Source organism: Streptomyces sp. S465, assembly GCF_026898115.1.
GTDB classification, from domain to species: Bacteria; Actinomycetota; Actinomycetes; order Streptomycetales; family Streptomycetaceae; genus Streptomyces; species Streptomyces luomodiensis.
Genome location: NZ_CP114036.1, coordinates 1,563,905 through 1,588,149 on the forward strand (window position 1 = coordinate 1,563,905; position 24,245 = coordinate 1,588,149).

Sequence of the window (24,245 nt, forward strand, 5' to 3'; positions counted from 1 at the left end):
TGTTCGTCCGCCGCGGTCCGTCGACACACCTCAGGCGCCGGCGGCGCGGGCACCGGCGCCGGACGTGGGGGTGAACCGCACCGGCAGCCGGCGCGGCCCGCGCAGCATCAGGCCGGGCCGCCAGGCGAGGTCGGCCGGTTCGGCGTCCAGGGCGAGGCCGGGACAGCGCTCCAGCAGGGTCCGGACGGCGATGGCCCCTTCGAGCCGGGCCAGCGGGGCGCCCAGGCAGTGGTGGACGCCGTGCCCGAAGGCGAGGTGGCCGCGCGGCGAGCGCCGGATGTCGAAGCGGTCCGGGTCGGCGAACCGGCGGGGGTCCCGCGACCCGGAGGCCAGGACCACCGCGATGGACTCCCCGGCCGGAATGGCGGTGCCGGCGATCTCCACCGGCTTCCTGGTGAAGCGGAACGCGGCGCTCTCCACCGGGCCGTCATAGCGCAGCATCTCCTCGATCGCGCCCTCCAGCAGCGACCAGTCGGCGCGCAGCGCGGCCAGTTGCCCGGGGTGGCGGAGCAGCGCGAGGGTGCCGCTGGAGATCAGGTTGGCGGAGGTCTCGTAGCCGGCCACCAGCAGGACGAACGCCATGCCGAGCATCTCCTCGGCGCACAGCACGTCACCGCCCGCGTCCATGGTGCGGACCAGGGAGCTGAGCAGATCGTCTCCGGGGGCGCGGCGCTTGGACGCGATGAGTTCCGCGAAGTAGCCGGTCAGGTCCTGGACGGCGGCACCGGCGGCCTCCGGCCGGGTCAGGTCGGAGCTGTCCAGGTACCAGCCGTGGAACGCCTTGCGATCCGCCTCCGGCACGCCCAGCAGCTCGCAGATGACGGCCAGCGGCAGCGGCAGCGCGTAGTCCTCGACGAGGTCGGCCCGGCCCGAGGGGGTCATCACGTCCAGGAGTCCGTCCGCGATCCGCTGTACGCGGGGGCGCAGGGCCTCGATCCGGCCCGGGGTGAACGCGCGGGCCACCAGCCCCCGCAGCCGGGTGTGGTGCGGCGGGTCGGTCTGCACCATGTTCCGCCCGATGGCGTTGCCGCCGTCGTCCCGCCAGGTGGCCGAGTGACGGATGTCATTGCTCAGCCGGGGGTCGGTCAGCGCGGCACGGGCCTCCTCGTGGCCGACGACGAGCCAGAACTCACCGGAGGTGTCGGTGCGCACCCGGTGGACCGGGCCCCGTTCCCGCAGCCGCGCGTAGACCGGATACGGATCGGCGACGAAATCCGCGCCGAGCGCGGACAGATCCTGGGGCATGGCGATCCCGTCAGTCGGTTGGTGGCTTCCCCCGAAACCAGAACCGGGGACCGTTCCCCGCTCTCTCGATGATCTTAACACCTAACCGGAGAGATTCCCCCGGTTAGTGTTAGGGTTCGGGCCATGGGCAGCCGTGTGGAGAAAGAGACACCGTTGCGCCGAGACGCACGGCGCAACCGCGAGATGCTGATAGCAGCCGCCCGGGAGATCTACACGGATCAGGGTGTGGACGCCCCGCTCGACGACATCGCCCGTCGGGCCGGGGTCGGCAGCGCCACCCTCTACCGGCGGTTCGCCGGCCGGGCGGAACTCATCGAGGCGGTATTCGGCGACTCCCTGCGGGACATCCTGCGGGCCGCCGAGGAGGCCCGCTCGGCGCCCGACGCCTGGGCCGGCCTGACGGCCTATCTGGAGCGCATCTTCGGGCTGCTCGCCGCCGACCGGGGCACCAACGACCTGATGACCACCGGCATCCAGGGCGTCCCCTCGCTGGACGCGCTCCGCAAGGAGAACCACAAGACGCTGGACGTCCTGCTGCGCCGTGCCCAGCGGCAGGGCGCGGCCCGGGACGACGCCACCGCGGAGGACCTGCTGTTCCTGCTGGCCGCGCTCGGCCGCGCGGTCCCCGGCTCGACCGCCGCCGCGCCGCTGGCCTGGCGCCGCTATCTGGCCCTGCTGCTCGACGGGCTCCGCCCCGAGGGCGCCCACGCGCTCCCCGCCCCCTCGCTCACCCCGGACCAGCTCGGCGCCGCCATGCTCCAGCTCGGCAAGGCACGGCGGCCGCGCGCGGGGCGCGCGGACTAGCGGTCAGCGAACCAGCCGGTCAGCGGGGTGGCCGGGGGGCCCGGCGGGCCGCGCGCGCCGTGGGGAGGTAGCGCAGCCGCTCGGGCAGCAGCGGGACGAGGACGCGGACCACGGCGCCGAACCGGCGCAGCCGCCGCTCGTCCCGGCGGGTCCAGGTCAGCCCGAGGCGTTCCCGGACGACGGGCGGGAGCAGGCCGGTGATGACGCACACGTGCAGCCGCGCCGGCGGCCGACGGAGCGCGGGCCACAGGGTGCGCAGCGGCGCGCGGGAGCCGGGGGCGGCGGGATCGGCCGGCGCGGATCGAGCAGTTCCCGTGCCACGGCGTCAGCTCCAGCTCCTCGCGGACCATCGCCTCGACGTACGGCCAGTACTCCTCGGGCGTCGCGGGCATGTCACGCCGCTTGATGCCGAGGATGTCGCCGAGCCGCAGCAGCTCGTCGTAGAGGCGGCGTTCCTCCCGTTCGTCGAGCGGGCGGGCCAGATAGCGCGCGGCCCGCAGGAAGGCGGGGCAGGCGGTGGCGGGCATCCTGGAGCGGTGACCGGCCGGAGCGCGGCTCAGCCGCGCACCACACGGACCGGGAACGGCTCCCGGGCCGGCGGACCGGGCCGCTGACGGGGCACGTTCACACGTCGAGTCCTCCTCGCTTGACCAGCTGGCTGGCGATCACGTTCCGCTGGATCTCGTTGGTGCCCTCGCCGACGATCATCAGCGGGGCGTCCCGGAAGTAACGCTCCACGTCGAACTCGGTCGAGTAGCCGTAACCTCCGTGGATGCGGACCGCGTTGAGCGCGATCTGCATGGCCGTCTCGGAGGCGAACAGTTTGGCCATGCCCGCTTCCATGTCCACGCGCCGGCCGGCATCGGCCTCACGGGCGGCATAGAGGGTGAGCTGACGGGCTGCCGTGAGGGAGGTGGCCATGTCGGCGAGGTAGTTGCCGATGGACTGGTGCTTCCAGATGGGCTTGCCGAACGACTCACGTTCCTGTGCGTAGGCGAGCGCGTCCTCCAGGGCGGCGCGGCCGACGCCGAGTGCGCGGGCCGCCACCTGGAGACGCCCGGTCTCCAGACCCTTCATCATCTGGGCGAAGCCCTCGCCCTCGACACCGCCGAGCACCGCGTCCTCGGGAGCGTGGTAGTCCTCGAAGGACAGCTCGCAGCTCTCCACACCCTTGTAGCCGAGCTTGGGCAGGTCCCGGGAGACCGTGAGTCCGGACCCGTGCTCGACGAGCAGGATGGAGATGCCCTTGTGTGCGGGGGATGCCTCGGGGTCGGTCTTGCACAGCAGGGCGATCAGCTGTGAGCGGCGGGAGTTGGTGATCCAGGTCTTGGTCCCGTTGACCACGTAGCCGTCGTCGTCCTTACGGGCGATGGTGCGCATGGCCTGGAGGTCGGAGCCGCCGCCCGGCTCGGTGAGGGCCATGGTGGCCCGTATCTCACCGGTGGCCATCCTCGGCAGGTACCGCTGTTTCTGCTCTTCCGTGCCGAAGTGCAGCAGCAGTTTGGCGACGACGGTGTGCCCGCCCATGGCACCGGCCAGGCTCATCCAGCCCCGTGCCAGTTCCTCGGTGACCAGGACGTAGCAGGGGGTCGACACCGGAGCGCCGCCGTACTCCTCCGGGACGGCGAGACCGAAGATGCCGAGGGCCTTCATCCGCTCGATGAGCGCCTCGGGGTAGGTGTTGGTGTGGTCGAGTTCCCGCGCGACGGGCTTGATGTCCTTGTCGACGAAGTCGTGCACCGTCCGGACGATGAACTGCTCGTCCTCGGACAGGATGTCGAGGGTGCTCATGGGAAGAGGTCTCCTTGCCGCGGTCTGGGGAGTGGCCGCGAGGGGGTCGGACGGCCATGCGTTGGCCTCCGGAGGTATGGGTGGCCCGGACTCGAGTAACATCATCGGCACTCATGAGCGGCTGTGTGAAATAGCGATCCATGATGGATCCATACGGGTCGCGGATGGCCGGGAAGGAGGCACCCTGATGGACGTCAAACAGCTGAAGGCGCTCGTCACGGTCGCCGAGGTGGGCAGCGTGACCCGCGCCGCGGAGCTGCTGCACCTGGTGCAGCCCGCCGTCACCCGGCAGATCCGCACACTGGAGGAGGAACTCGGCGTCTCCCTCTTCCAGCGCACACGACAGGGCATGCGGCCCACCGAGGCCGGGGAGATCCTGGTGGACCGGGCGCGCCGGGCCCTGAACGAGCTGGAGCGGGCGCGCGCCGAGGTACAGCCCCGCCCCGGAGAGGTGACCGGCATCGTCACCCTCGGCCTGCTGGAGAGCACCAGCGACCTGCTGGCCGAGCCGCTGGTGTCGGCCGTCGGCGTCGCCCACCCGGGTGTGGAGCTGCGTCTGCTGACCGCTTATTCCGGCCATCTCCAGCAGTGGCTGGACGACGGCGACCTGGACCTGTCCCTGCTGTACAACCTGGACAGCTCCCCGTCCCTCAACGCCCGCCCCCTGGTCCGTGAGCGCCTGTGGGCGGTGGCCCCCACCGCGGCCGGGCTGCGCGCGGATCACCCGGTGCCCTTCGCGGAGGTCGCGGCGCGCCCCCTCGTGATGCCCGCCTCCGGCCACGCCCTGCGCACGCTGATCGATGGCGCGGCGGCCCGTTCGGGGGTCGCCATGGACGTCACCGTGCAGACCAACTCCATGCGCGTGCAGAAACAGCTCGTCCTGGCCGGACACGGCTGGACCATCCTGCCCGGCGTCGGCATCGCCGACGACGTCGCGAACGGCGCGCTCAGCGCCGCTCCCCTGTCCGAGCCCGACGTATGGCGGTCGATCGTCCTGGGGACCCCGCGGTACGGACGCGTCCCACCGGCCGTCGAGGTCGTCGCGCGGGAACTGACCCGCCTGATCGACTCGGCCGCGTCACACGGGCGGTGGCCCTCCGCCCGGTTGCACACGCCGGACGGACCGGGCGCGGACGCGTGACGCGGATGCCGCCTCGCGCCGATGATCGAACCGACGCTTCCGCCCGTTACCGATGGCGGGATCGCGGTGGCGTACCAGGCCCGCGACGCGGCTCGCCACCGGCGCGGCGGAGCGCGCCGCACCGTCCGGTCCGGGACCGTCGCGCGCCTCCCATCTGGACGCCACCCAGTCGCCCGCCGCCGCCCACAACCGTCGAAGACCGCATCGATCGCATCGAAAACCGCATCGAAGACCGCATAGAAGACCGCACTCCTCACCTGAAGCGCGAGGTCACACCTACCATGCAGCCCGGTACCGCCCCCCTCAGCTCCTACGTCGAAACGTGGCACCCCGAGCCGGTCACCGCGCACGACCCGATGGACCCGGGCCCCACCGCCGCCGTGTCGGCCCTCCTGGATCTGCCCGAACCCGCCGCGAAGGACGGTGACCCGCTCCCTCCGCTGTGGCAGTGGTTCCACTTCCTGCACTGGCCCGCCCAGCACGACCTCGGCCCCGACGGCCATCTGCGCGCCGCCCGCTTCCTGCCGCCGCTGCCCGACCGGCAGCGCATGTTCGCCGGGGGGCGCTGCGAGATCGTCGAGCCGCTGCGGCTGGGCGAACCGGCCGAGCGGACCAGCAGCCTCGCCGCGGTGACCCCGAAGCGGGGCCGCAGCGGCGAGCTGCTGTTCGTGACCGAGCGCCAGCAGTTCCGCCAGTCGGGCCGGGTGTGCATGGTGGAGGAACAGGACATCGTCTACCGATCCGGCCGCAGCGGCGGCGGACGGCACCCGGCCACCATCGACGACACCTCCACGCCCGATCCCGAGAGCCCCTGGCACCTGCGCCTCCAGCCCGGCCCGACGCTGCTGTTCCGGCTCAGCGCCCTCACCGCCAACGCCCACCGCATCCACTACGACGCCCCGTACTGCCGCGACACGGAGGGCTACCCCGGCCTGGTCGTCCACGGCCCGCTGCTCGCCCTGCTCATGCTCGACGTGGTACGCCGCAACGCCCCCGAACGCCGGGTGCGCTCGCTGTCCTTCCGGCTGCGGCGGCCGGTATTCGCCGGCGAGCACATCCTCGCCGAGGGCGCACCTTCCGACACCACCGTCCACCTGCGCACCGCGACCCACCGCGACGCCCAGCACGCCACCGCCGAGGTGACCTTCGCATAACCAGGGACATCCGAACCGCACACCGCGGCCCAGCGCACCGGTTCCGTCCCCTCAGGTCCCTGAACCGCCCATCCGCGAGCGGGCATGATGGCCACACGCACAACCGGCCGCGGAACTATGTCGCCCCACCACATGTGCGCCTGATCCGCGCCTTCCTACCGTGTGCCCGACACGTACCGTCCCCACCGCACACGAGGAAGTGGCGCACATGGCCTCGGCATCAACCGCTCCCCCACCTCCCGGCAACCTCCGGCGCATCGTCGCCGCGAGCCTCATCGGCACCACCATCGAGTGGTACGACTTCTTCCTCTACGGGTCGGCGGCCGCACTCGTCTTCAACCAGCTCTTCTTCCCCGACTCCGATCCGCTCGTCGGCACCCTGCTGTCGTTCCTGACCTACGCGGTCGGCTTCGCCGCCCGGCCGATCGGCGCCCTGGTCTTCGGCCACTACGGCGACCGGCTCGGCCGTAAGAAGCTGCTGATCCTGAGCCTGCTGATGATGGGCGGCGCCACCTGCGCCATCGGGCTGCTGCCCACCCACGCCACGGTCGGCTCGGCGGCGCCCGTCCTGCTCACCGCGCTGCGCCTGGTCCAGGGCTTCGCGCTCGGCGGCGAATGGGGCGGGGCGGTGCTGCTGGTGTCGGAGCACGGGGACGCGCGGCGGCGCGGGTTCTGGGCGTCCTGGCCGCAGACCGGCGCCCCCGCCGGACAGTTGCTGGCCACCGGGGTGCTCTCCGCGCTGACCGCGCTGCTCTCCGACGACGCCTTCGCGTCATGGGGCTGGCGGGTGCCGTTCCTGCTCTCGGGCGTGCTGGTACTGGTCGGCTTGTGGATTCGGCTCTCTGTCGATGAATCGCCGGTGTTCAAGGCGGCGCTGGCCCAGGCCGAGGCCCGTAAGGCCGCCACGGGCCGGGACGGCGCCGCCGCCGAGAAGACGCCGCTGGTCGCGGTCCTGCGCCACCACTGGCGGGATGTGCTGGTCGCCATGGGCGCGCGGATGGCGGAGAACATCAGCTACTACGTCATCACCGCCTTCGTCCTCGTCTACGCGACCTCCGACCACGTGGGCCTGGACAAGCAGACCGCGCTGAACGCCGTACTGATCGCCTCGACCGTGCACTTCGCGGTCATTCCCGCGTGGGGCGCGCTGTCGGACCGGATCGGACGCCGCCCGGTGTATCTGCTGGGCGCGGCGGGCGTGGGCGCGTGGGCCTTCCCCTTCTTCCTCCTCATCGACACCGAGGACTTCCCGGCCCTGGTGCTCGCCGTAACGGTCGGGCTGGTCTTCCACGGGGCGATGTACGCGCCCCAGGCGGCCTTCTTCTCCGAGATGTTCGCGACCCGGATGCGGTATTCGGGGGCGTCGATCGGGGCCCAGTTCTCGTCGGTCGCGGCCGGCGCGCCCGCACCGCTGATCGCCACCGCGCTCCTGGCCGACTACGACAGCGCCACGCCGATCGCCCTCTATGTGATCGCGGCGGCCCTGCTCACCCTGGTGGCCGTGGGCGCCGCCAAGGAGACCCGGGACCGCGATCTGGCCGCCGTCGAACCGGCCACGGCGCCCTCCCCGCGGCCGGCGGGGAGGACGGAGAGCGAGACGGGAACGGGACCGGGAACGGGGCCGGGAACGAGGACAGGGACGGAGACAAAGACAGAGACGGAGACAGAGACGGCGGAGCGCCCGGCCCGTTCGTCCTCGGCTCAGTAGCCCAGGGCCGAGGCCAGGCGGTGCAGCCGCAGGGCGAGCTGGATCTCCAGGGAGCGGGCGGGCGACTGCCAGTCGGGGCCGAGCAGCCGCCCGACCCGCTCCAGCCGCTGCGCCACCGTGTTGACGTGCACGTGGAGCGCGTCCTTCGTCCGGGCCGGGCTCATCCCGCCGGCGAAGTACGCGTCGAGCGTGCGGATCAACTCGGTGCCGCGCCGCTCGTCGTAGTCGAGGACCGGACCCAGGGTGCGGGTCACGAAGTCCTGGACGCCGGTGCCGTCCGGGGCGCCGTCGCGGGTACCGGCCAGCAGCAGGCCGAGGAAGCCGAAGTCCTCGGCGGCGGCGCCCTGTCCGGCCCGGCCCAGCGCCCGCAGGGCGGCCAGACAGCGCCGCGCCTCGGCGTAGGCGGCCGCCACCTTCCCGGGCCACCCGGCGGGCGCGGCCACCGGTGCGGAGGCGCCGACGGTGACCGGGGCGTGCACGGCGGTGCCCAGCTGCCGGGCGGTGCGGCGGGCGAGGGCGTCGGCGGTGTCGCCCTCGGCCAGCGGCAGCAGCAGCACGGTGCCGCCGTCACGGGTGGCGGCCAGACCGTGCCGGGTGGCCGCCAGATGGGAAGCGGCGGACCACAACCTCCGGCGCCCGGCGGCATCCTCAGCGTGCGCACCGCCGGCCCCGCTTCCGGCTGCGCCGCCAGAGCCGCTTCTCGATGCGCCGCCGGGCCCGCCTGTGGACATCCTCCCGGACCCGCCACAAGGTCCGCCTCTCGGTGCGTCGTTGGATCCGCTTCGGGGCATGCCCCCAGACCCGCCTACGGGCGCGCCACCAGACCCACCCCCGGGTGCGCCACCAGACCCACCCCCGGGCCCACCTCCGGGTGTGCCGCCAAGTCCGCTTCTCGATGCGCCACCGAATCCACTCCGGGGCGTGCCCCCAGACCCACCTACGGGCGCGCCACCGGACCCGCTTCCGGGCGCGCCACCAGACCCGCTTCTCGATGCGCCACCGAATCCACTCCGGGGCGTGCCCCCAGACCCACCTACGGGCGTACCACCAGACCCACCTACGGGTGCGCCACCAGACCTACCTCCGGGTGCGCCACCAGGCCCACCTCCGGGCGCGCCACCGGACCCGCATCGGAATGCGCCATCGAACCCGCCCGTGGGTGTCTCACCGGGCCCGCCCGCAGATGACCCGCCGGGCCCGGCGGCGGGTGTGCCGGTGTCCGGGGCATCGATGCTCGCGGCGAGCACCACGTGGGGCGCGTCCAGGTCCGCCCGGAGCCGTGCCGCGCGTTCGCGCAACAGCCGGGGTTCGCGGTCGGGGGCGTCGAGGAGGTCGTCCAGGAGCTCACCGCGCACCCGCTGTTCGGCCTCGCCCGCCGAGCGGCGGGCGAGTTGCAGCAGCGAGGTGACCATCGCGGCCCGCTCCAGGGTGCGCTGGTCCACGGGGTCCAGCCGGGGGTGGCCGCGCAGGATGAGCGCGCCGAGCAGTTCGCCGCCCGCCGATACGGCGGCGACCCAGTCCTGCTCGCTGTCGCGCACCGCGCGGCCGTCGGCGCGGGACCGGTCGACGGCCGCCGCGGGCGCCTCGTCGGCCTCGACGAACTCCACGGAACCGCTGAGCACTTCGGCCACAGCGTCGGCCACGTCATGCACCCCGCCACCGCGCAGCACCAGCTCGGTGAGCCGGTCGTGGACGTCGGAGGCGCGCTCGATGACCCCGCTGCGGTCCCGGATGATCTCGTTGGCGGCCTCCAGCTCGGTGAGCGCCGTACGGGTCTCGGCGAGCAGATGAGCGGTGTCGATCGCCACGGCGGCGTGGGCGGCGAACGAGCCGAGCAGCGCTATCTGTTCGCGCTCGAACACCCGGGCCCGGCGGTCGGCCGCGAACAGCACGCCGATGACGCCGCTGCCGAGCAGCAGCGGCACCCCGAGGATGGCCACGAGTCCCTCGTCCCTGACACCCGCGTCGATGGTGCCGGTGTGCTGGAACCGCGGATCGTGGAAGTAGCTTTCGGTCACATAGGGACGGGCGGTCTGGGCGACCAGACCGCCGAGCCCCTCCCCCATGCCGAGCCGCAACTGCTGGAAGCGGGCGGAGACCGAACCGTCGGTGACCCTCATATAGGTGTCACCGGCCGTCGGGTCGTTGAGCGTCAGATAGGCGACCTCGGTGCCCAGCAGGGAGCGGGCACGCTGCACGATCGCCTGGAGCACCGCGTCCAGATCGCGCAGTCCCGCCAGGTCGTGGGCGGTTTCGAAGAGCGCGGACAGCTCGGCCTCACGACGCCGCCGTCCCTCCAGCTCACCGCGCACCCGCAGGGCGAGCAGCTTGGCGCGCTCCAGGGCCGCCAGCCGGTCGGCCGGGGCCTTGTCCGCGCGGGCGCGCAGCACCGGGCGCTCGTACGCCTCGGCGGGCGCTCCGCGTACGAGCAGTTCCAGGTAGGGGGTCTCCGGCTGGTCGTCGGGCATGAGCACAGACATACTCCCGACGGGCGCGGCGGCGCCAGGCGCGGGGCGGCCCGGTGACGTCACCTCGACGGGGCGGCCGGGCAGGACGCGGTCCGGTGGCTGAGCCAATGGGCCACCATCCGACGGTGGCTGAGCCAATCGGCCCTCATGGCTGCGTGGCTGAGGCTGAGGCTGAGCCAATCGGCTTTCGTGGCCGGGTGGCTGAGCCAATCGCCCCTCCCCACCACGTGGCTGAGCCAATCGTCCTTCATCAACTGGTGGCCGGTCCTGTGGCTGTGGGCCGCTCAGTGGGCGGTCCATCCGCCGTCCATGCTGAGCGAGGCGCCGGTGACGAAGGACGCGTGCGGACCACAGAGGTACGCGACGGCCTCGGCGACCTCCTCGGGTTCGACCAGCCGCTTGACCGCCGCGTCGGCCAGCAGCACCTCGGAGAGGACCCGTTCCGGCGAGATCCCGTGGGCCTCGGCCTGGTCGGCGATCTGCCGCTCGACGAGCGGGGTGCGCACATAGCCGGGGTTGACGCAGTTGGAGGTCACCCCGTGCGCCGCGCCCTCCAGGGCGGCGACCTTGGAGAGCCCCTCCAGACCGTGTTTGGCGGCCACATAGGCCGACTTGTACGGCGAGGCGCGCAGCCCGTGCACCGACGAGACGTTCACGATCCGGCCCCAGCCACGCGCGTACATATGGGGCAGCGCGCCACGCACCAGCCGGAACGGGGCCTCCAGCATCACGGTGAGCACGCGGGAGAAGACCTCGGGCGGGAAGTCCTCGATGGGCCGGACGAGTTGCAGCCCGGCGTTGTTGACCAGGATGTCGGTGCGGGCGGCGGCCCGTTCGGCGGCGTCGAGGTCGGTGAGGTCGAGGGGGTGGGCCTCGACCGGACCGGGCAGCCCGGAGGCCGCGGCGACCAGGTCGGCGAGGCCCGCGGCGTCCAGATCGACGGCCCGCACCCGCGCCCCGGCGGTGGCCAGCCGCAGCGCGCAGGCCCGGCCGATGCCCCCCGCGGCGCCCGTGACGAGTGCGGTACGGCCGGACAGATCGAGGCCGTCGGACGGCCGGGGGGCTGGCCCTGGTGTGGTGGACGCGCTCATGAGGGGCACATTAGGCAGCCGTCGCGCCCGGACCGATGTGCCGACGCCACATACTTCACTCCGCGGCGATGGGGTCGAACCACGCCGGGCCGTCGTCGAGCGCCTGCTTGATCCGGGACAGGGAGAAGTCCTCCATCTCCGGCAGCGCGTCGAGCGGGAACCAGCCCACGTCCAGCGACTCGTCGTCGTTCACCCGCGCCTCGCCGCCGACCGCGCGGCAGCGGAAGCAGATGTCCACGAACTGGCACACGTCGTCGTTGGGGTAGGTCACCGGCGCCAGCGTCCGTACGAGCACGATGCGCTCGGGGACACAGCGCACCGCGGTCTCCTCCTCCACCTCGCGAACCACCGCGGTGCCCGGCTGCTCGCCGGGCTCGGGGATGCCGCAGATGATCGTCCAGCGACCGTTGTCGGCCCGGCGGCCCAGCAGCACCCGGCCCTGGTCGTCGAAGACCACGGCACTCACGCCCGGCAGATAGAGCAGCTGGTGGCCGATGGAGGCCCTGAGGTCGCGGATGAAGTCGGGGGTCGGCATGGGCAGAGGGTATCGGGCGGAAAAGGGAACGCGCCCGGTGGCCGTACCTCGCGTCCCACGCCCGGTGATTCAAGTGATGCACGGCCGACTCATCGTTTCTGCGCACCATATACACATTCCTTACGACAAGCGCTACTGTTCCGGATGTCATGGCTCGTATCCCGGCCGTAAGGCCGCCGGATGCGATGCCCGTCACGACGGGGGGTCGGCGGGATGACGTCATCAGTGGTGGAACCGGTCGTCCAGGGCCACGGCAGACCGGCCGAGGGGCGCGCCGGGGCATCCGATGTCGCGGGGGTCCTGATCCTGGGCGGCTGCGCCGTCTGGGCCCTGATCGCCGCCATGGGGCGGCCGGCCCGCCCCGAGGGGGTGCTGCTGGCCGTGCTGGCGGTGGCCGCCGGTTACGCATGCGGCCGGATGGCCGGATCACTGCTGCCGGTCACCTCGACGGCCGCCGCCGGGCTCGCGGGACTCGCCCTGGCCTGCATCTCGCCGCACGGGATCACCGGCCATGAGGGGCCGGGCGCGGCCCAGCTCACCCTGGCCACCGGCGCGGTCTGCTGCGCGGCCTGGGCCGCACCGCACGCCCTCCGCCCGGCCCTGTGGCTGCTGGCCGCGGCGGTCACGCTGACGGCCGTGGTGGGCGGCTCGACGGCGGGCGCGGCGGCGAGCGGCGCCGTCCTGCTGTGCTCGCTCGCCGCCGCCCGGCCGCGCCGGCTGCCGGCACTCGCCGCGTGCGCGCTGATCGCGGCGGTCGCGGTGGGCAGCACCTGGGCGGTGGCCAAGGACGCGGTCCCGGGCGGGCTGCCGTCCGCCCTGCGGGCCCAGCTCACCGAGCACCGGGTCCGGCTGTGGCAGGACGCGGCCCGTATCGGCGAGACGGACTGGGTGCGTGGTGTGGGCCCGGACCGGTTCGGCGAGCTGAGCTCGGCGGCGGCCCGGCCGGAGGGCCTGGAGGCCAAGCCCCATTCGGCGCCGCTCCAGCAGGCGGTCGGCCAGGGGCTGCCGGGGGTGGCGCTGCTGGGCGCGGCCTTCGGCTGGCTGCTGCACGCCCTGTGGCGCTCCTTGCGTCCCACTCCGGTGGTCCTTACGGCGGCCGCGACCCTGACGGCCCTGGCCGTCGAGTCCTGTCTGGGCAACGCCCTCAGTTTCTCCGAGATCACCGCGGGAGCGGGCCTCCTGGCCGGACTGGCGACCGCCAGCCGCCTGGACGACGGCCCGGGAACGCTTCCCTGACACCGGGTGCGGCCGGCGGGTGACACCGGGTGCGGCCGGCGGGGGCGCCTGGCTCGAGGGGAACGTTCCCCGGACAGAAAACGCGTCCCCCTCTTACGGGGGACGCGGACTCCTACGGGGGACTGGACCGGCTTTCGGGGGACGCGGACCGGCTAGACCTGGGACGCGCGGGCCGCGATCAGCCGCAGCCGGTCGCGGATGACCCGGACGGCCGCCTCCGCGTCGTCCACCGTGACCGTGAAGACGCGGCCGTCCCCGAGGCGGACCACCAGGCCCTCGCCCCGGCGCACCACCACCGCCGTGCCCTTCTCGGGGCGCCAGCGGTAGCCCCAGCCGCCCCACTGGCAGGGGGTGACCTTGTGGGCCACATCGGCGTGGACCACATCGCTGAGCGGGATACGGCGGCGCGGGAGCCCGATATGGCCGCAGCGGACCTCCAGCACCTCGTCGTCGACCCGCACCGCCACATGGACGAAGGCGAGGGTGCCGAAGAGCATCAGCAGTCCGGCGGTGACACAGCCGATGACGGACATCAGCAGCGGGGCGAGGCCCGAGCCCCACGGCGAGTCGACGGCGAGGTCGACACCGAGCGCCAGGCATGCGGCGCCCGCCACGGCCAGCACCCACTGCACGCGGTTGTGGGCGCGGCCGGTCCAGACCTCGGGCGGCTGCCCGTGGGCGGTCGGCTTGCCGTGGTCGTGGTGCCTCATGGTTGGCAGCGTACTCACCTTCCGGCACCACGGCAGCGGGGCGGATGAAACCGCTGGTGGGGCGCGTTTCGGTCAGCTCATCGCACGAGGCGTTCCGGTCAACCGCGCGCCGGGGCGACGGACGCCAGCAGCGCTCCCTCGGCGTAGACCAGGGCGGCCTCCGGCAGGGTGGCCTCGCGTCCGCTGAGGAGGACGGTCAGGCCGCCCGGGGGTACCTCGCCGGCCGGGGGGAAGGGGTCGGCGCCGATCCGGCGCAGGGCCTGGGCGGCGACGGCCGCGGCCGAGCCGTGGAGGGCGATCGGGGGCGCGTCGGGCTGTTGCACGGCGGCGCGGATGCGGTCGGCGACCAGTTCGTAATGGGTGCAGCCCAGGACGACGGTCGTTACCTCGCGTGGGGTGCGGGCCGCCGCGGCGGCCACCGCGGCGTCGATGCCCTCGGAGTCGGCGTGCTGCACCGCGTCCGCGAGCCCCGGGCACGGCACCTCGGTGACCTCGACGCCGTCGGCGAAGTCGCGGATCAGTCCGCGCTGGTACGGGCTGCCGGTGGTGGCCGGGGTGGCCCAGATCGCGATCGGCCCGCCACCGGCCGCCGCGGGCTTGATCGCGGGCACGGTGCCGATGACCGGCAGTCCGGGCTCCAGTTCGGCCCGCAGCGCGGGCAGGGCGTGGACGGAGGCGGTGTTGCAGGCGATGATCAGCGCGTCGGGGCCCAGGGCGGCGGCGGCCCGCGCGCAGCCCAGGGCGCGTTCGGTGACGTCCTCGGGGGTGCGCGGTCCCCACGGCATGGTGGCGGGGTCGGAGGAGAGGACGAGATCGGCGTCCGGCCGCAGTCTGCGCATCGCGGCGGCGGCGGGCAAAAGCCCGATTCCGGAATCCATAAGCGCGATCTTCACCCGGTCACTTTAAGGGATCGGTCCCGTGCGCCCGACGGCCGGGCCCGCCTTCCGGCAGACTTCGGCGGGTGAGCGCGCTGATGTGGATCGCCGCCGGGTCCCTGGCCGCATGGCTGTGGCTACTGCTGGGTCAGGGCTTCTTCTGGCGTACGGACGTCCGACTGCCCCTGACCGGCCCACCGAACTCGTCCGGCCCCCCGGACCCGTCCGGGTCCCCGGAGCCCGCCGCATGGCCCTCGGTGGCCGTCGTGGTGCCCGCCCGGGACGAGTCCGCGGTGCTTCCGGAGAGCCTGCCCTCGCTGCTCGCCCAGGACTATCCGGGGCCCGCGGAGATCTTCCTGATCGACGACGGCAGCTCGGACGGCACCGGGAAGCTGGCCCGTGAACTGGCGGACGAGTACGGCGGGCTGCCGCTGACCGTCGACTCCCCCGGCGAACCCGGCCCCGGCTGGACCGGCAAGCTGTGGGCGGTGCGACACGGCATGGCGCTCGCGGCGCGGCGTCCCGCCGTCGACCGTAAGGACGGCGGCGGCGTCGACTATCTGCTGCTGACGGACGCGGACATCGCCCATGAACCCGATTCCCTGCGGGAGTTGGTGCGCGCGGCCGAGGAGAACGGGCTGGACCTGGTCTCCCAGATGGCGCGGCTGCGGGTGGCGACCTACTGGGAGCGGCTGATCGTGCCCGCGTTCGTCTACTTCTTCGCACAGCTGTACCCCTTCCGGTGGGTCAACCGGCCCCGGGGGCGCACGGCGGCGGCCGCGGGCGGCTGTGTGCTGCTGCGCCGGGAGGCGGCCGAGCGGGCCGGGGTCCCGGAGGCGATCCGGAAGTCGGTCATCGACGACGTGGCGCTGGCCCGCGCGGTGAAACGGTCCGGCGGACGGATCTGGCTGGGTCTCGCCGACCGGGTCGACAGCGTGCGGCCGTATCCGCGCCTGGGCGAGCTGTGGCGGATGGTCTCGCGCAGCGCGTACACCCAGCTGCGGCACAATCCGCTGCTGTTGCTGGTGACGGTCGCGGGACTGGCGGTGGTGTATCTCGTACCGCCCGCGGCGGTGGCCGCCGGAGTGCTGACGGGGCGCCCCGCGCCGCTGGCGGCGGGCGCCGCCGCCTGGCTCCTGATGGCGGGCACCTACGTCCCGATGCTGCGCTACTACCGGCAGACCCTGTGGCTGGCGCCGCTGCTGCCCCTGACGGCCCTTCTCTATCTGCTGATGACCGTGGACTCGGCGGTGCGGCACCACCTCGGACAGGGCGCGGCCTGGAAGGGGCGCACCTACGCCCGACCCAGCGCCGCGCCCTGACGGCCGCGCCGCGCGTCCCCGATCGTCACTTGCGGCCTGGGGTCCAGTTCATGCCCCAGCCGTAGGCGTGGTCGAGGGTGCGCTGCGGGCTGACACCGCGCTCCGGCACCAGGTAGCGGGCCTCGCGCTGGACGACGAGGTCGCTGCCGGTGTTGGTGATGAGCACGAGCGCGCAGACCGGGGACGGGACGGTGCACTCGTCGAGCGAGAAGTCGATCGGGGCGCCGAACTGCGGTTGCAGGGTGACCGTGGCGTGGAGGTTGGCGAAGCTGCGGGCGCCCTCGTAGATGGTCACGAAGACCAGGATCCGGCGGAACGACTGCCGGTGGTCGAGGTTGATGGTGAGGTTCTCACCGGCCGCCCGCGCACCGGTCCGGTCGTCGGCGTCCAGGTGGATGAAGGGCGGTTGGTGGAGTGAGCCGAAGGAGTTGCCGAGCGCCTGGACCACGCCCTTGCTGCCGTCGGCGAGTTCGAACAGCGCCCCCAGGTCGAGATCGAGGTCGTTGTGCATGGCCATGGCCTTGCCGAGCTTGGAGGCCCAGCCCGAGAACTGCTTCTGCACCTGCCAGTTGAGGTTGATCCGCATGGTGCCGGAGGTGCCGCCCTGCTTGGTGAGCGAGACCGCGGGCGCCTCCTTGGTCAGGGTGACCTTGCTGAGGCTCACCGGCGCCGGGGCGGGCGCCGGGGCCGGGGCGGGCGGTGCGGCGGGCGGGGGCGGCGGAAGGGGCGTGGAGACGGCGGTGGGCGGCGGAGGCGGGTATCCCCCGGCCGGAGGGCCGGACGGCGGCGCGGGGGCCGCGTACGGGGTCTGGGCCGCGTAGGGGTTCTGTCCGACGTTCGGCGGGCCGGCCGGAGCGGGGGCGGCGGGCGGGACCGGGCTCTGCCGCGGTTCGTCGACGCTGATGCCGAAGTCCGTGGCGAGCCCCGCCAGCCCGCTCTGGTACCCCTGGCCCACCGCGCGGAATTTCCAGGCGCCCTGCCTGCGGTACAACTCGCCCAGGACGAAGGCCGTCTCGACCGTGGCGTCGTCGCTGTCGAAGCGGGCGAGCTCGGCGCCGCCGGCCGCGTCCAGCACCCGGATGTGCAGACCGGGGACCCGCCCGAACGTCCCTCCGTCGGCCGAGCCCGCGAGGACCACGGTGTCGATGGCCGGCTCGACCCGGGCGAGGTCCACCGAAAGGGTGTCGGTCACCGCGTCACCCGTGGTCCGCTTCCCCTCGTGGCGCACCGCGCCCGAGGAGTGCGCCGCCTGGTTGTAGAACACGAAGTCCCCGTCGGACCTGACCTTTCCGGACACCAGCAGCAGCGCCGAGGCGTCCACGTCCGGCACCCCCGGCCCGGTGCGCCAGCCGAGCTCGATCCGCACCGCGTCCGCCGGTACTGGCGTGTTACCGCCCTTGCGCATGGCCATTGTGTCCCCCTGCCTCTCTCTTCTTCGGTCACCCGGGTCGCCCGGCCGCCGAACCACGTCGTACGACCGGCGGTTACCCCGTGAAAACGCGCTCTTTACACGAACTCAACGTACCCTGACGACCGATTTTCCCGGGTTCGCTCTGATTGGGGATCCGCGGCCACTCCGAACACTGAAAACAACCCTCCTACCGGGCTCCCCAATCAGCACATCGTGGGCTTAACTTATGGTCTATGACCTCCCCCCGCAGCACTTACGGTGGCGGCTACTACTCCTCGCCGTCCTTCCCGGACACCCCCATCTACGACAGCCTTGTCGCCGAGCGGGGGACACCGCAGATCGCACCCATCAGGGTGCCGTCCGCCTACGACACCGGAAGTCATCTTCCGGCCCTGCCCTCGGCGCTGCCGGCACTGCCGGCCGCTCCCTCCCCGCAGCCCCCGCAGCAGGGATACCAGCAGCACACGCCGCAGCCCACCGGTCTGCAGCAGGCGCACACGCCCTACATCCCGCAGCAGCCCACGGGGCCGCGGGGCTACCCGGGCGCCCAGCAGCCGCAGGCGCAGCGGCCCAGCCCTGCCGCGCCGATGGGGTACGAGGCGATGCGCCCGGCCATGACCCGTCCGGTCGCGCCCCGCCCGGCGGCGCCCGCGCCGTCTCCTTACGACGACCCTTACGGTCGTCAGCAGCAGTACCCGGGCGGCCGGTCGCCGCAGCCGGGAGGCGGCTACTGACACGATTCGGGAGGTGAAGCGACCGGGCCGGTGCCCGGTCGCGGGAAGGATCGGGCCGGACGGGGTCTCCCCGTCCGGCCCCAGACGTGTCCGGGCACCTGACCCCGGTCGCCGAGGGCCGTTCGGCCCCTCCCCAGCGGTGGGGCGCACCGCGATGCTGGACCGAGCACTGCCGCGAGCCGGTCTCCGTCGCCGGGGGCGGGCCGGGCTCTCACTCCACTGCGGTGATGAGCGTCATCGACCGGCGCGCCCCCGTTCGGCGTGGGGCGCGGGACCGGAGGGGAGCCGGTCCCGCGCTCCGCGCGACAGGTGCTCCCGGCCCGCCGTAAGGGCGTTCTCTCACCCTTACGGCCGTGCTCCGCGCGGGCTCACCGGCCGGTGCCGCACTCCGCGCGGGCTCACGGGCCCGTTTCGCGCTCCCTGAGCCGCTCGGCGATCACCGCGGCCTGAATGCGCCGTCCCACGCCCAGCTTGGACAGGATCGCGGAGATGCGGTTCTTGACGGTCTTCTCGGCCAGGAACAGCCGCTCGGCGATCTGCCGGTTGGTCAGCCCGTCGCCGATCAGCAGGAGGATCTCCCGCTCCCGGGGGGAGAGCTGCTCCAGTTCCACCGGCCCGCTGGGCGCGGGTCCGCGCAGCCGGGCCATCACCCGGGCGGTCGCGCCGGGGTCGAGCATGGAGCGGCCGCCGGCCACGGTGCGCACCGCCGACACCAGATCGGATCCGTTGATCTGCTTGAGCACATAGCCGGCGGCGCCGGCCATGATGGCGTCGAAGAGCGCCTCGTCGTCGTCGAAGGACGTCAGCATCAGACAGGCGAGGTCGGGGAGGCGGGTCCGCAACTCCCGGCAGACCTCGATCCCTTCGTGGTCCCCGCCGTCGCCCGAGGAGCCGAGCCGGACGTCGAGCACCGCGACCCGGGGCCGTACGGCGGGGGCGCGGGCGAGGGCCTCGCGGGCGTTCGCCGCCTCGCCGACCACCGTCAGATCGGACTCGGCGTCGAGCAGATCGCGCAGTCCGCGCCGCACCACCTCGTGGTCGTCGAGCAGAAAGACCCCGATGGGGCCGTCGGGGTCGGCTGTCTGGGGCACGGCCTCTCCTCCATCGGCGCGCGGGTCGCCGGTCGCGATCCGGCTGCCCAGCTTTACGGTCTGCCGCGGGGAAGCGTAAGGGGCCGTTCGGCCCCCGAGCCGCCCGCCGCACCCACCGTCCCGATCATGGCGAGATCCCGCCCGCGTATGGCCCGTAAAGGTCCAGCAGCCGGGTGCGGGCGCTCTGTAGTCTGCGCCCGATCACCTGGGCACAGGCCAGCGCGAGGGCGTAGCCGAGCGCCGGGTCCTCGTCGCACAGCCGGCGCACCGCCTCCGCGTCGAACTCGTGCGCGCGCACCGGGCTGAGCGCCTCCGCGCCCAGATGCCAGGTGTCCGGCGGGAACAGCCAGGACCAGCCGATGAGCTCCCCGGGGCCGAGGGTCTCGATCACCGCGGCCCGCCGCCCCGGCACATGCAGATCGAGGGTGACCGCGCCGGTGCGGATGATCCAGAAGCGGTCGGCCTTGCGGCCCTCCTCGAAGATGCGCGCCCCGAGGGGAAGGACACATCGTGGGCGAGCGCCATCACCCGCTCCCGGTGTTCGGTCTTCAGCGCGCTCAGAAGTCCCATCATGACCTCACTCTGCCGTCTCCTCTCCCCCCTCGCCCCTCGGCGGTCACTACGCGTATGAGAGGCGGACGATCCAAAGCGATACACCGACGAACGGGTATCGCTTCACCCTTACCCATTTCCGGTCACGTTTCCGATATGACACGTCATTTATGGTCGCGACAACCGATGAGGCCAGACTCCCCGTACCCTCGGCTGCTTCACCGACCCTGTGATGTCGCTCGTACTCGTCACCAACGGGAGGCACTGGTGCTAGCCGACCCTCGTCGTCGGTCCGCCGATCGAGCCGGAGAACACCTGCTTCAGCGCCGTTTCACCGCCGACGAGCTGCCTCGGCTACGGGTGCAGGTCGAGGAGTGCGCGGCCTGGGCCGGGCTCAGCGAGACCCGCCGCGGCGACTTCGTACTGGCCGTCGACGAGATCGCCAACAACGCCATCGAGCACGCGGGCGGCACCGGATCCCTGCTGCTGCGGCGGATCGGCGACGAGCTGGAGTGCCGGATCAGCGACTCCGGCCCCGGCTTCTCCGAGGACGTCATCCCGCAGATCCTGCCGGGGCTGGACGGCGCGACCAACGGCCGCGGGCTGTGGCTGACCCGGCTGGTCACCGACCGGCTGGCGATCAGCGCGGGGGCGGTGGGCGCCGTGGTGACGCTGGCCATGCGGCTGCGCTGAGCGAGCCGCCGGACTCCCTCGGCCACGGGATCGGCGGAACGCCGGGACAATGGGAAGAGACATATCCATGTGCCGGCGGGAGAGGCGGTGGGCACGGTGGAGCTTCCCGTGGTCGTGGGGGTCGACGGTTCGGACGCCGCCTCGGACGCACTGGACTGGGCGGCCGAGGCGGCCGGGCGCCGCGGCCTTCCGCTGCGCATCGTCCACGCCTCCCTGTGGGAGCGGTACGAAGGGTACGTTCCGGGGACGGCCGCCGACCGCCCCGCCGAGCGGCTGCACAGCGAGGCGGTGCTGGCCACCGCGGCCGAGCGGGCCGGGCGGCGGGTGCCGGCCCTGAAGGTGATGACCGACCTGGCCGCCGACGACGCGGTCACCGCCCTGCTGCGCGCCGGGCAGAGCGCCGAGGCGCTGGTGGTCGGCTCGCGCGGCCGCGGCGAGTTCGCCTCCCTGCTGCTGGGCTCGGTCGGACTGGGCATCGCGGCGCGCGCCCAGTGCCCGGTGGTCGTGGTGCGCGGCCGCCCGGAGAACGTGCACGGTGGGACGAACCGGGTGGTGGTCGGGATCGCCGAGCGCGAGCGCCCCGGCGAGCAGGAGCCCACGCCGCCCTCCGCCGCGGTCGCGTTCGCCCTCCGCGAGGCGCGGCTGCGCGGCGGCGAGCTGGTGGCCGTGCACGCATGGCGCTGCGCGGGCCCCGAGGACCACGGGGCGCGCGAGGACCACGCACGGCGCGCCGCCGAACTGCTGGACGAGGCGCTGGGCGGCGCCACGGCGGCCGGGCTGGCGCCGGTGCCGGTGGCGCACCGCCCGGTCGAGGGATCGGCGCGCAAGGCGCTGCTGGACGCCTCGGCGCACGCCGATCTGCTGGTGGTGGGGGCGCGGCGGCGGCAGGGGCACTTCGGCATGCAACTGGGGCTTGTCAACCACGCCGTTCTGCATCACGCCAAGTGTCCGGCCGCCGTGGTGCCGGTTTCCTAGGCATCGGCCCCCGGCGGCCCACCGACCCTGGCCGAGTTCCTTCGCTCGCCGTCACCATCCGTGCCCGCCCCGGATACCCTGCTGGTGAGAGGCGCGAGGGGGATGGAGGCCAGGTGTCGGGCAGCGCGGACCAAGGACGCCATCCGGCCCTCCCCCAGCTCCGGCTCGATCAGCTTCTCGACGAGCTCCAGGCGCGGCTGGACGCCGCCCGGTCCACCCAGGACCGGATGCACAACCTGCTGGAGGCCGTGCTCAGTGTGGGCCGCGAGCTGGATCTGGAGCAGGTGCTGCGCCGGATCGTGGAGTCCGCGGTGGTGCTGGCCGACGCGGAGTACGGCGCGCTGGGCGTGGTCGACCGGCATCGGCTCTCCCAGTTCCTGCCGGTCGGCATGTCCGGGGAACAGGCGCGCCGCATCGGTCCGTTACCCAGTGGCCACGGACTGCTCGGCGAGCTGATCCGTCACCCCCAGCCGCTGCGGCTGACCGATCTGTCGGAGCATCCGGCGAGCTACGGCTTTCCCGAGCACCATCCGCCGATGCGCTCGTTCCTGGGCGTGCCGATCCGGGTCCGGGACGAGGTCTTCGGGAATCTCTATCTGACCGAGAAGCGCGGCGGCGCCCAGTTCGACCCCGACGACGAGGCGGTGCTGACCACCCTGTCGGTCGCCGCCGGGGTGGCCATCGACAACGCCCGGCTGTACCACGAGAGCCGGCGCCGCGAGCAGTGGCTGGAAGCGCTCGGCGTCATCACCCGTACGCTGCTGGCGGGCACCCCGGCGGGCGAGGTGCTGAGCATGATCGCCCGGCTCGCCCTCCAGGTGGCCCTCGCCGACTCGGCGGCGATCCTGCTGCCCGCCGCGGGCACCGATTCCCTGGTGGTCGAGGTGGCCGAGGGGCATGACGCGGAGCGCGTCGGCGGGCTCGTGGTGCCGTCCGACGGCTCGCTGGCCGGGCTCGCCGCCCGCACCGGGCGCCCCGCGGTCGCCTCGGACATACGGGTGGACTCGCGGGCCCGGTCCTGGCCGCTGCCGGCTCCGGAGAGCGAGTTCGGCCCGGTGGTGGCCGTCCCCCTGGTGGCCAACGAGCGGGCCTCGGGTGCGCTGCGGCTGTGCCGGCTCGCCGGGCGGCCGCCCTTCGACGACCACGAGGTGCAGCTGCTGTCGGGGTTCGCGGCGCAGGCGGCCCTCGCCCTGGAACTGGCCCGGCACCGCGCCGAGTCCGAGCACATGGCGCTGCTCCAGGACCGTGACCGGATCGCCCGGGACCTTCACGATCTGGCCATTCAGCGGCTCTTCGCGACCGGGCTGACCCTGCAGAGCGCGGGCCGGCTGATCGAACGCCCGGAGGCGTCCGAACGGGTGCGGCGGGCCGTCGACGACCTGGACGAGACCATCAAGATCATCCGGTCCACGATCTTCGCGCTGCGCACGGTCGGGGACGAGGACGGCGAACCCGCCACTTTGCGGCGCCGGCTGGTCAAGGCCGTCCGGTCGGCCTCCGACACCCTGGGGTTCGCACCGTCGCTGCTGATGGACGGCCCGGTCGACACCGATGTGCCGGACGAGACCGGCGACCATGTGCTGGCGGTGCTCGCCGAGGCGCTCAGCAACACCGTGCGGCACGCCCACGCCCAGCGGGCGGAGGTGCGGCTGACCGTCGACGGCGCCATCACCCTGACGGTCACGGACAACGGGGTGGGCATCGGGGATGCCGCCCCCAGCGGCGGGCTGGTCAACATGCGCTCCCGGGCCGAACTCCTGGGCGGCACTCTGGACATCGAGGCGCCCGAGGCGGGCGGCACACGGCTGGTGTGGTGTGTCCCCCTGACCGCCGACGGCCCGCCGGAACGGCGAAAGGGCTGACCCCGTGATATTGCTCTCTCTTCACCGAATCAGCGCATATCCGGCCCGCGATGCGGTACCCACGAACGGGAAAGGGGGTGTGTGATCCATGCGAACGATCTGGGGGCTGTGGCGCTGGCGGCGCAACCCGCTGCGCCGTAGGACCGACCTGCTGGAGGCGTACGCGGCGCTGGTGGCCGCGTCGCTCATCCTGCTCGTCGCCCCCGTTGTCGGCTGGATGTCGGGGTCCTGGGCGCACGGAGCGCTGGAGAAGGTCGCGCGCGAGCAGCGCGCCGAGCGTCATCCGCTCTCGGCCACCGTGCTGAAGGTGCTGCCGCAGCCACCCATCGACTCCGATCCCGAGACCGCCTCCGCCGCGGACGCCCACCGTCGTGTCCTCGCCCGCTGGACGGGGCCGGACGGCAGCAGCCACCAAGGCGCCCTGGCGGCCCGTCCCGACGCCGACCCCGGTGAGCGGTTCCGGATCTGGACCGACGACCACGGCCGCCCGGTGGGCCGCCCGCTGGACGCCGCCACGACCACCACGCACGCCGTGCTGGCCGGAGTCGGCGCGGCCGCGGGGACGGTGGTCCTGGTGGACGGCGCCCGGCGGCTGGTCGTATGGCGGCTCATGCGCCGGCGCTACACGCAGTGGGACATCGCCTGGGCGCGAGCCGGCCAGGACTGGGGCCGGGCGGACGCCGACAGCTAGCGTCGGCGGGCGGGCCACGCTCAGGCGTTACGGACGCCCGTGGACGGGCCGTTAATTGTCATATGAACGCCAATCCCGCCCGTCGTCCACAGGCACGTCAACTCACGGTGCCGTGCGCACGCTACGGTGGGCACTCCATATGCGCAGCGGCAGTCG

General features: G+C 73.3%; 21 protein-coding genes and 2 pseudogenes. 11 read left to right on the forward strand and 12 right to left on the reverse strand.

Annotated features, from left to right (window positions below; all coding sequences use genetic code 11):
* Positions 1 to 30 precede the first annotated feature (30 nt).
* The gene (locus N6H00_RS06580) at positions 31 to 1,245 is read right to left on the reverse strand and encodes a cytochrome P450 family protein (protein WP_268970627.1); all 1,215 of its coding nucleotides are present in this window, start codon (positions 1,243 to 1,245) and stop codon (positions 31 to 33) included.
* A 123-nt stretch (positions 1,246 to 1,368) separates the two neighbouring features.
* On the opposite strand from N6H00_RS06580, the gene N6H00_RS06585 reads away from it, so the two are divergent.
* On the forward strand, positions 1,369 to 2,049 hold the full coding sequence (locus tag N6H00_RS06585; RefSeq protein ID WP_268970628.1) for a TetR/AcrR family transcriptional regulator: 681 nt from the start codon (positions 1,369 to 1,371) through the stop codon (positions 2,047 to 2,049).
* A 19-nt stretch (positions 2,050 to 2,068) separates the two neighbouring features.
* Here the strand turns inward: N6H00_RS06585 and N6H00_RS06590 are convergent, their stop codons facing one another.
* From N6H00_RS06590 to N6H00_RS06595, 3 genes and pseudogenes are all read right to left on the reverse strand, one after another.
* Positions 2,069 to 2,260 carry an oxygenase MpaB family protein gene (locus N6H00_RS06590; RefSeq protein ID WP_268970629.1) on the reverse strand — a complete coding sequence of 64 codons (192 nt, stop codon included), beginning with the start codon at positions 2,258 to 2,260 and terminating at the stop codon, positions 2,069 to 2,071.
* 49 nt (positions 2,261 to 2,309) lie between these two features.
* Positions 2,310 to 2,576 (reverse strand): annotated as a pseudogene (locus N6H00_RS40425) (oxygenase MpaB family protein); the annotation flags it as partial.
* 97 nt (positions 2,577 to 2,673) lie between these two features.
* Positions 2,674 to 3,840 carry an acyl-CoA dehydrogenase family protein gene (locus N6H00_RS06595; protein ID WP_268970630.1) on the reverse strand — a complete coding sequence of 389 codons (1,167 nt, stop codon included), beginning with the start codon at positions 3,838 to 3,840 and terminating at the stop codon, positions 2,674 to 2,676.
* A gap of 187 nt (positions 3,841 to 4,027) precedes the next feature.
* On the opposite strand from N6H00_RS06595, the gene N6H00_RS06600 reads away from it, so the two are divergent.
* From N6H00_RS06600 to N6H00_RS06610, 3 genes are all read left to right on the forward strand, one after another.
* Positions 4,028 to 4,981, forward strand: a complete 954-nt coding sequence (locus tag N6H00_RS06600; protein ID WP_268970631.1) for a LysR family transcriptional regulator — start codon at positions 4,028 to 4,030, stop codon at positions 4,979 to 4,981.
* A 281-nt stretch (positions 4,982 to 5,262) separates the two neighbouring features.
* The gene (locus N6H00_RS06605) at positions 5,263 to 6,135 is read left to right on the forward strand and encodes a hypothetical protein (protein WP_268970632.1); all 873 of its coding nucleotides are present in this window, start codon (positions 5,263 to 5,265) and stop codon (positions 6,133 to 6,135) included.
* Positions 6,136 to 6,343: 208 nt separating this feature from the next.
* The gene (locus tag N6H00_RS06610; protein ID WP_268970633.1) at positions 6,344 to 7,843 is read left to right on the forward strand and encodes an MFS transporter; all 1,500 of its coding nucleotides are present in this window, start codon (positions 6,344 to 6,346) and stop codon (positions 7,841 to 7,843) included.
* Here N6H00_RS06610 and N6H00_RS06615 read toward each other — a convergent pair.
* The 3 genes from N6H00_RS06615 to N6H00_RS06625 all read right to left on the reverse strand — a co-directional run bounded on the left by N6H00_RS06615 (position 7,837) and on the right by N6H00_RS06625 (position 11,937).
* On the reverse strand, positions 7,837 to 10,311 hold the full coding sequence (locus tag N6H00_RS06615) for a GAF domain-containing protein (protein WP_268970634.1): 2,475 nt from the start codon (positions 10,309 to 10,311) through the stop codon (positions 7,837 to 7,839). The two genes, N6H00_RS06610 and N6H00_RS06615, sit on opposite strands and share 7 nt — an antisense overlap.
* 284 nt (positions 10,312 to 10,595) lie before the next feature.
* Positions 10,596 to 11,402, reverse strand: coding sequence for a 3-hydroxybutyrate dehydrogenase (locus tag N6H00_RS06620; RefSeq protein ID WP_268970635.1), 807 nt, complete (start codon positions 11,400 to 11,402; stop codon positions 10,596 to 10,598).
* 55 nt (positions 11,403 to 11,457) lie between these two features.
* A complete protein-coding gene (locus N6H00_RS06625) occupies positions 11,458 to 11,937 on the reverse strand; it encodes an NUDIX hydrolase (protein ID WP_268970636.1) in 480 nt (159 codons plus the stop codon).
* A gap of 213 nt (positions 11,938 to 12,150) precedes the next feature.
* Here N6H00_RS06625 and N6H00_RS06630 point away from each other — a divergent pair, with 213 nt between their 5' ends.
* Positions 12,151 to 13,173, forward strand: coding sequence for an O-antigen ligase family protein (locus N6H00_RS06630; RefSeq protein ID WP_268970637.1), 1,023 nt, complete (start codon positions 12,151 to 12,153; stop codon positions 13,171 to 13,173).
* 152 nt (positions 13,174 to 13,325) lie between these two features.
* Here the strand turns inward: N6H00_RS06630 and N6H00_RS06635 are convergent, their stop codons facing one another.
* Both N6H00_RS06635 and N6H00_RS06640 read right to left on the reverse strand, forming a co-directional pair.
* On the reverse strand, positions 13,326 to 13,883 hold the full coding sequence (locus tag N6H00_RS06635) for a hypothetical protein (RefSeq protein ID WP_268970638.1): 558 nt from the start codon (positions 13,881 to 13,883) through the stop codon (positions 13,326 to 13,328).
* Positions 13,884 to 13,981: 98 nt separating this feature from the next.
* A complete protein-coding gene (locus N6H00_RS06640) occupies positions 13,982 to 14,776 on the reverse strand; it encodes a glutamate racemase (protein ID WP_268970639.1) in 795 nt (264 codons plus the stop codon).
* 68 nt (positions 14,777 to 14,844) lie between these two features.
* Here N6H00_RS06640 and N6H00_RS06645 point away from each other — a divergent pair, with 68 nt between their 5' ends.
* On the forward strand, positions 14,845 to 16,080 hold the full coding sequence (locus N6H00_RS06645; protein WP_268970640.1) for a glycosyltransferase: 1,236 nt from the start codon (positions 14,845 to 14,847) through the stop codon (positions 16,078 to 16,080).
* Between the two features lie 25 nt (positions 16,081 to 16,105).
* On the opposite strand, the gene N6H00_RS06650 is transcribed toward N6H00_RS06645, so the two are convergent.
* Positions 16,106 to 17,485 (reverse strand): TerD family protein, encoded by a 1,380-nt coding sequence (locus N6H00_RS06650; protein ID WP_268976857.1) that lies wholly within the window; start codon positions 17,483 to 17,485, stop codon positions 16,106 to 16,108.
* A gap of 239 nt (positions 17,486 to 17,724) precedes the next feature.
* On the opposite strand from N6H00_RS06650, the gene N6H00_RS06655 reads away from it, so the two are divergent.
* Positions 17,725 to 18,225 (forward strand): DUF6643 family protein, encoded by a 501-nt coding sequence (locus N6H00_RS06655; RefSeq protein WP_268970641.1) that lies wholly within the window; start codon positions 17,725 to 17,727, stop codon positions 18,223 to 18,225.
* 398 nt (positions 18,226 to 18,623) lie between these two features.
* On the opposite strand, the gene N6H00_RS06660 is transcribed toward N6H00_RS06655, so the two are convergent.
* Positions 18,624 to 19,316, reverse strand: coding sequence for a response regulator (locus tag N6H00_RS06660; RefSeq protein ID WP_268970642.1), 693 nt, complete (start codon positions 19,314 to 19,316; stop codon positions 18,624 to 18,626).
* 124 nt (positions 19,317 to 19,440) lie between these two features.
* Positions 19,441 to 19,889 (reverse strand): annotated as a pseudogene (locus tag N6H00_RS06665) (cyclic nucleotide-binding domain-containing protein).
* Positions 19,890 to 20,135: 246 nt separating this feature from the next.
* Here N6H00_RS06665 and N6H00_RS06670 point away from each other — a divergent pair.
* From N6H00_RS06670 to N6H00_RS06685, 4 genes are all read left to right on the forward strand, one after another.
* Positions 20,136 to 20,561 carry an ATP-binding protein gene (locus N6H00_RS06670; protein ID WP_268970643.1) on the forward strand — a complete coding sequence of 142 codons (426 nt, stop codon included), beginning with the start codon at positions 20,136 to 20,138 and terminating at the stop codon, positions 20,559 to 20,561.
* Between the two features lie 87 nt (positions 20,562 to 20,648).
* On the forward strand, positions 20,649 to 21,536 hold the full coding sequence (locus N6H00_RS06675) for a universal stress protein (RefSeq protein WP_268970644.1): 888 nt from the start codon (positions 20,649 to 20,651) through the stop codon (positions 21,534 to 21,536).
* Between the two features lie 113 nt (positions 21,537 to 21,649).
* Positions 21,650 to 23,398 (forward strand): sensor histidine kinase, encoded by a 1,749-nt coding sequence (locus N6H00_RS06680; protein WP_268970645.1) that lies wholly within the window; start codon positions 21,650 to 21,652, stop codon positions 23,396 to 23,398.
* 88 nt (positions 23,399 to 23,486) lie between these two features.
* A complete protein-coding gene (locus N6H00_RS06685) occupies positions 23,487 to 24,089 on the forward strand; it encodes an Rv1733c family protein (RefSeq protein WP_268970646.1) in 603 nt (200 codons plus the stop codon).
* Positions 24,090 to 24,245 lie beyond the last annotated feature (156 nt).

Coding starts and splice junctions, on each gene's coding strand:
- N6H00_RS06580 (WP_268970627.1), bottom strand. CDS start 1,245: ATGCCCCAGGATCTGTCCGCGCTCGGCGCGGATTTCGTCGCCGATCCG.
- N6H00_RS06585 (WP_268970628.1), top strand. CDS start 1,369: ATGGGCAGCCGTGTGGAGAAAGAGACACCGTTGCGCCGAGACGCACGG.
- N6H00_RS06595 (WP_268970630.1), bottom strand. CDS start 3,840: ATGAGCACCCTCGACATCCTGTCCGAGGACGAGCAGTTCATCGTCCGG.
- N6H00_RS06600 (WP_268970631.1), top strand. CDS start 4,028: ATGGACGTCAAACAGCTGAAGGCGCTCGTCACGGTCGCCGAGGTGGGC.
- N6H00_RS06605 (WP_268970632.1), top strand. CDS start 5,263: ATGCAGCCCGGTACCGCCCCCCTCAGCTCCTACGTCGAAACGTGGCAC.
- N6H00_RS06610 (WP_268970633.1), top strand. CDS start 6,344: ATGGCCTCGGCATCAACCGCTCCCCCACCTCCCGGCAACCTCCGGCGC.
- N6H00_RS06615 (WP_268970634.1), bottom strand. CDS start 10,311: ATGCCCGACGACCAGCCGGAGACCCCCTACCTGGAACTGCTCGTACGC.
- N6H00_RS06620 (WP_268970635.1), bottom strand. CDS start 11,402: ATGAGCGCGTCCACCACACCAGGGCCAGCCCCCCGGCCGTCCGACGGC.
- N6H00_RS06625 (WP_268970636.1), bottom strand. CDS start 11,937: ATGCCGACCCCCGACTTCATCCGCGACCTCAGGGCCTCCATCGGCCAC.
- N6H00_RS06630 (WP_268970637.1), top strand. CDS start 12,151: ATGACGTCATCAGTGGTGGAACCGGTCGTCCAGGGCCACGGCAGACCG.
- N6H00_RS06635 (WP_268970638.1), bottom strand. CDS start 13,883: ATGAGGCACCACGACCACGGCAAGCCGACCGCCCACGGGCAGCCGCCC.
- N6H00_RS06650 (WP_268976857.1), bottom strand. CDS start 17,485: ATGCGCAAGGGCGGTAACACGCCAGTACCGGCGGACGCGGTGCGGATC.
- N6H00_RS06655 (WP_268970641.1), top strand. CDS start 17,725: ATGACCTCCCCCCGCAGCACTTACGGTGGCGGCTACTACTCCTCGCCG.
- N6H00_RS06685 (WP_268970646.1), top strand. CDS start 23,487: ATGCGAACGATCTGGGGGCTGTGGCGCTGGCGGCGCAACCCGCTGCGC.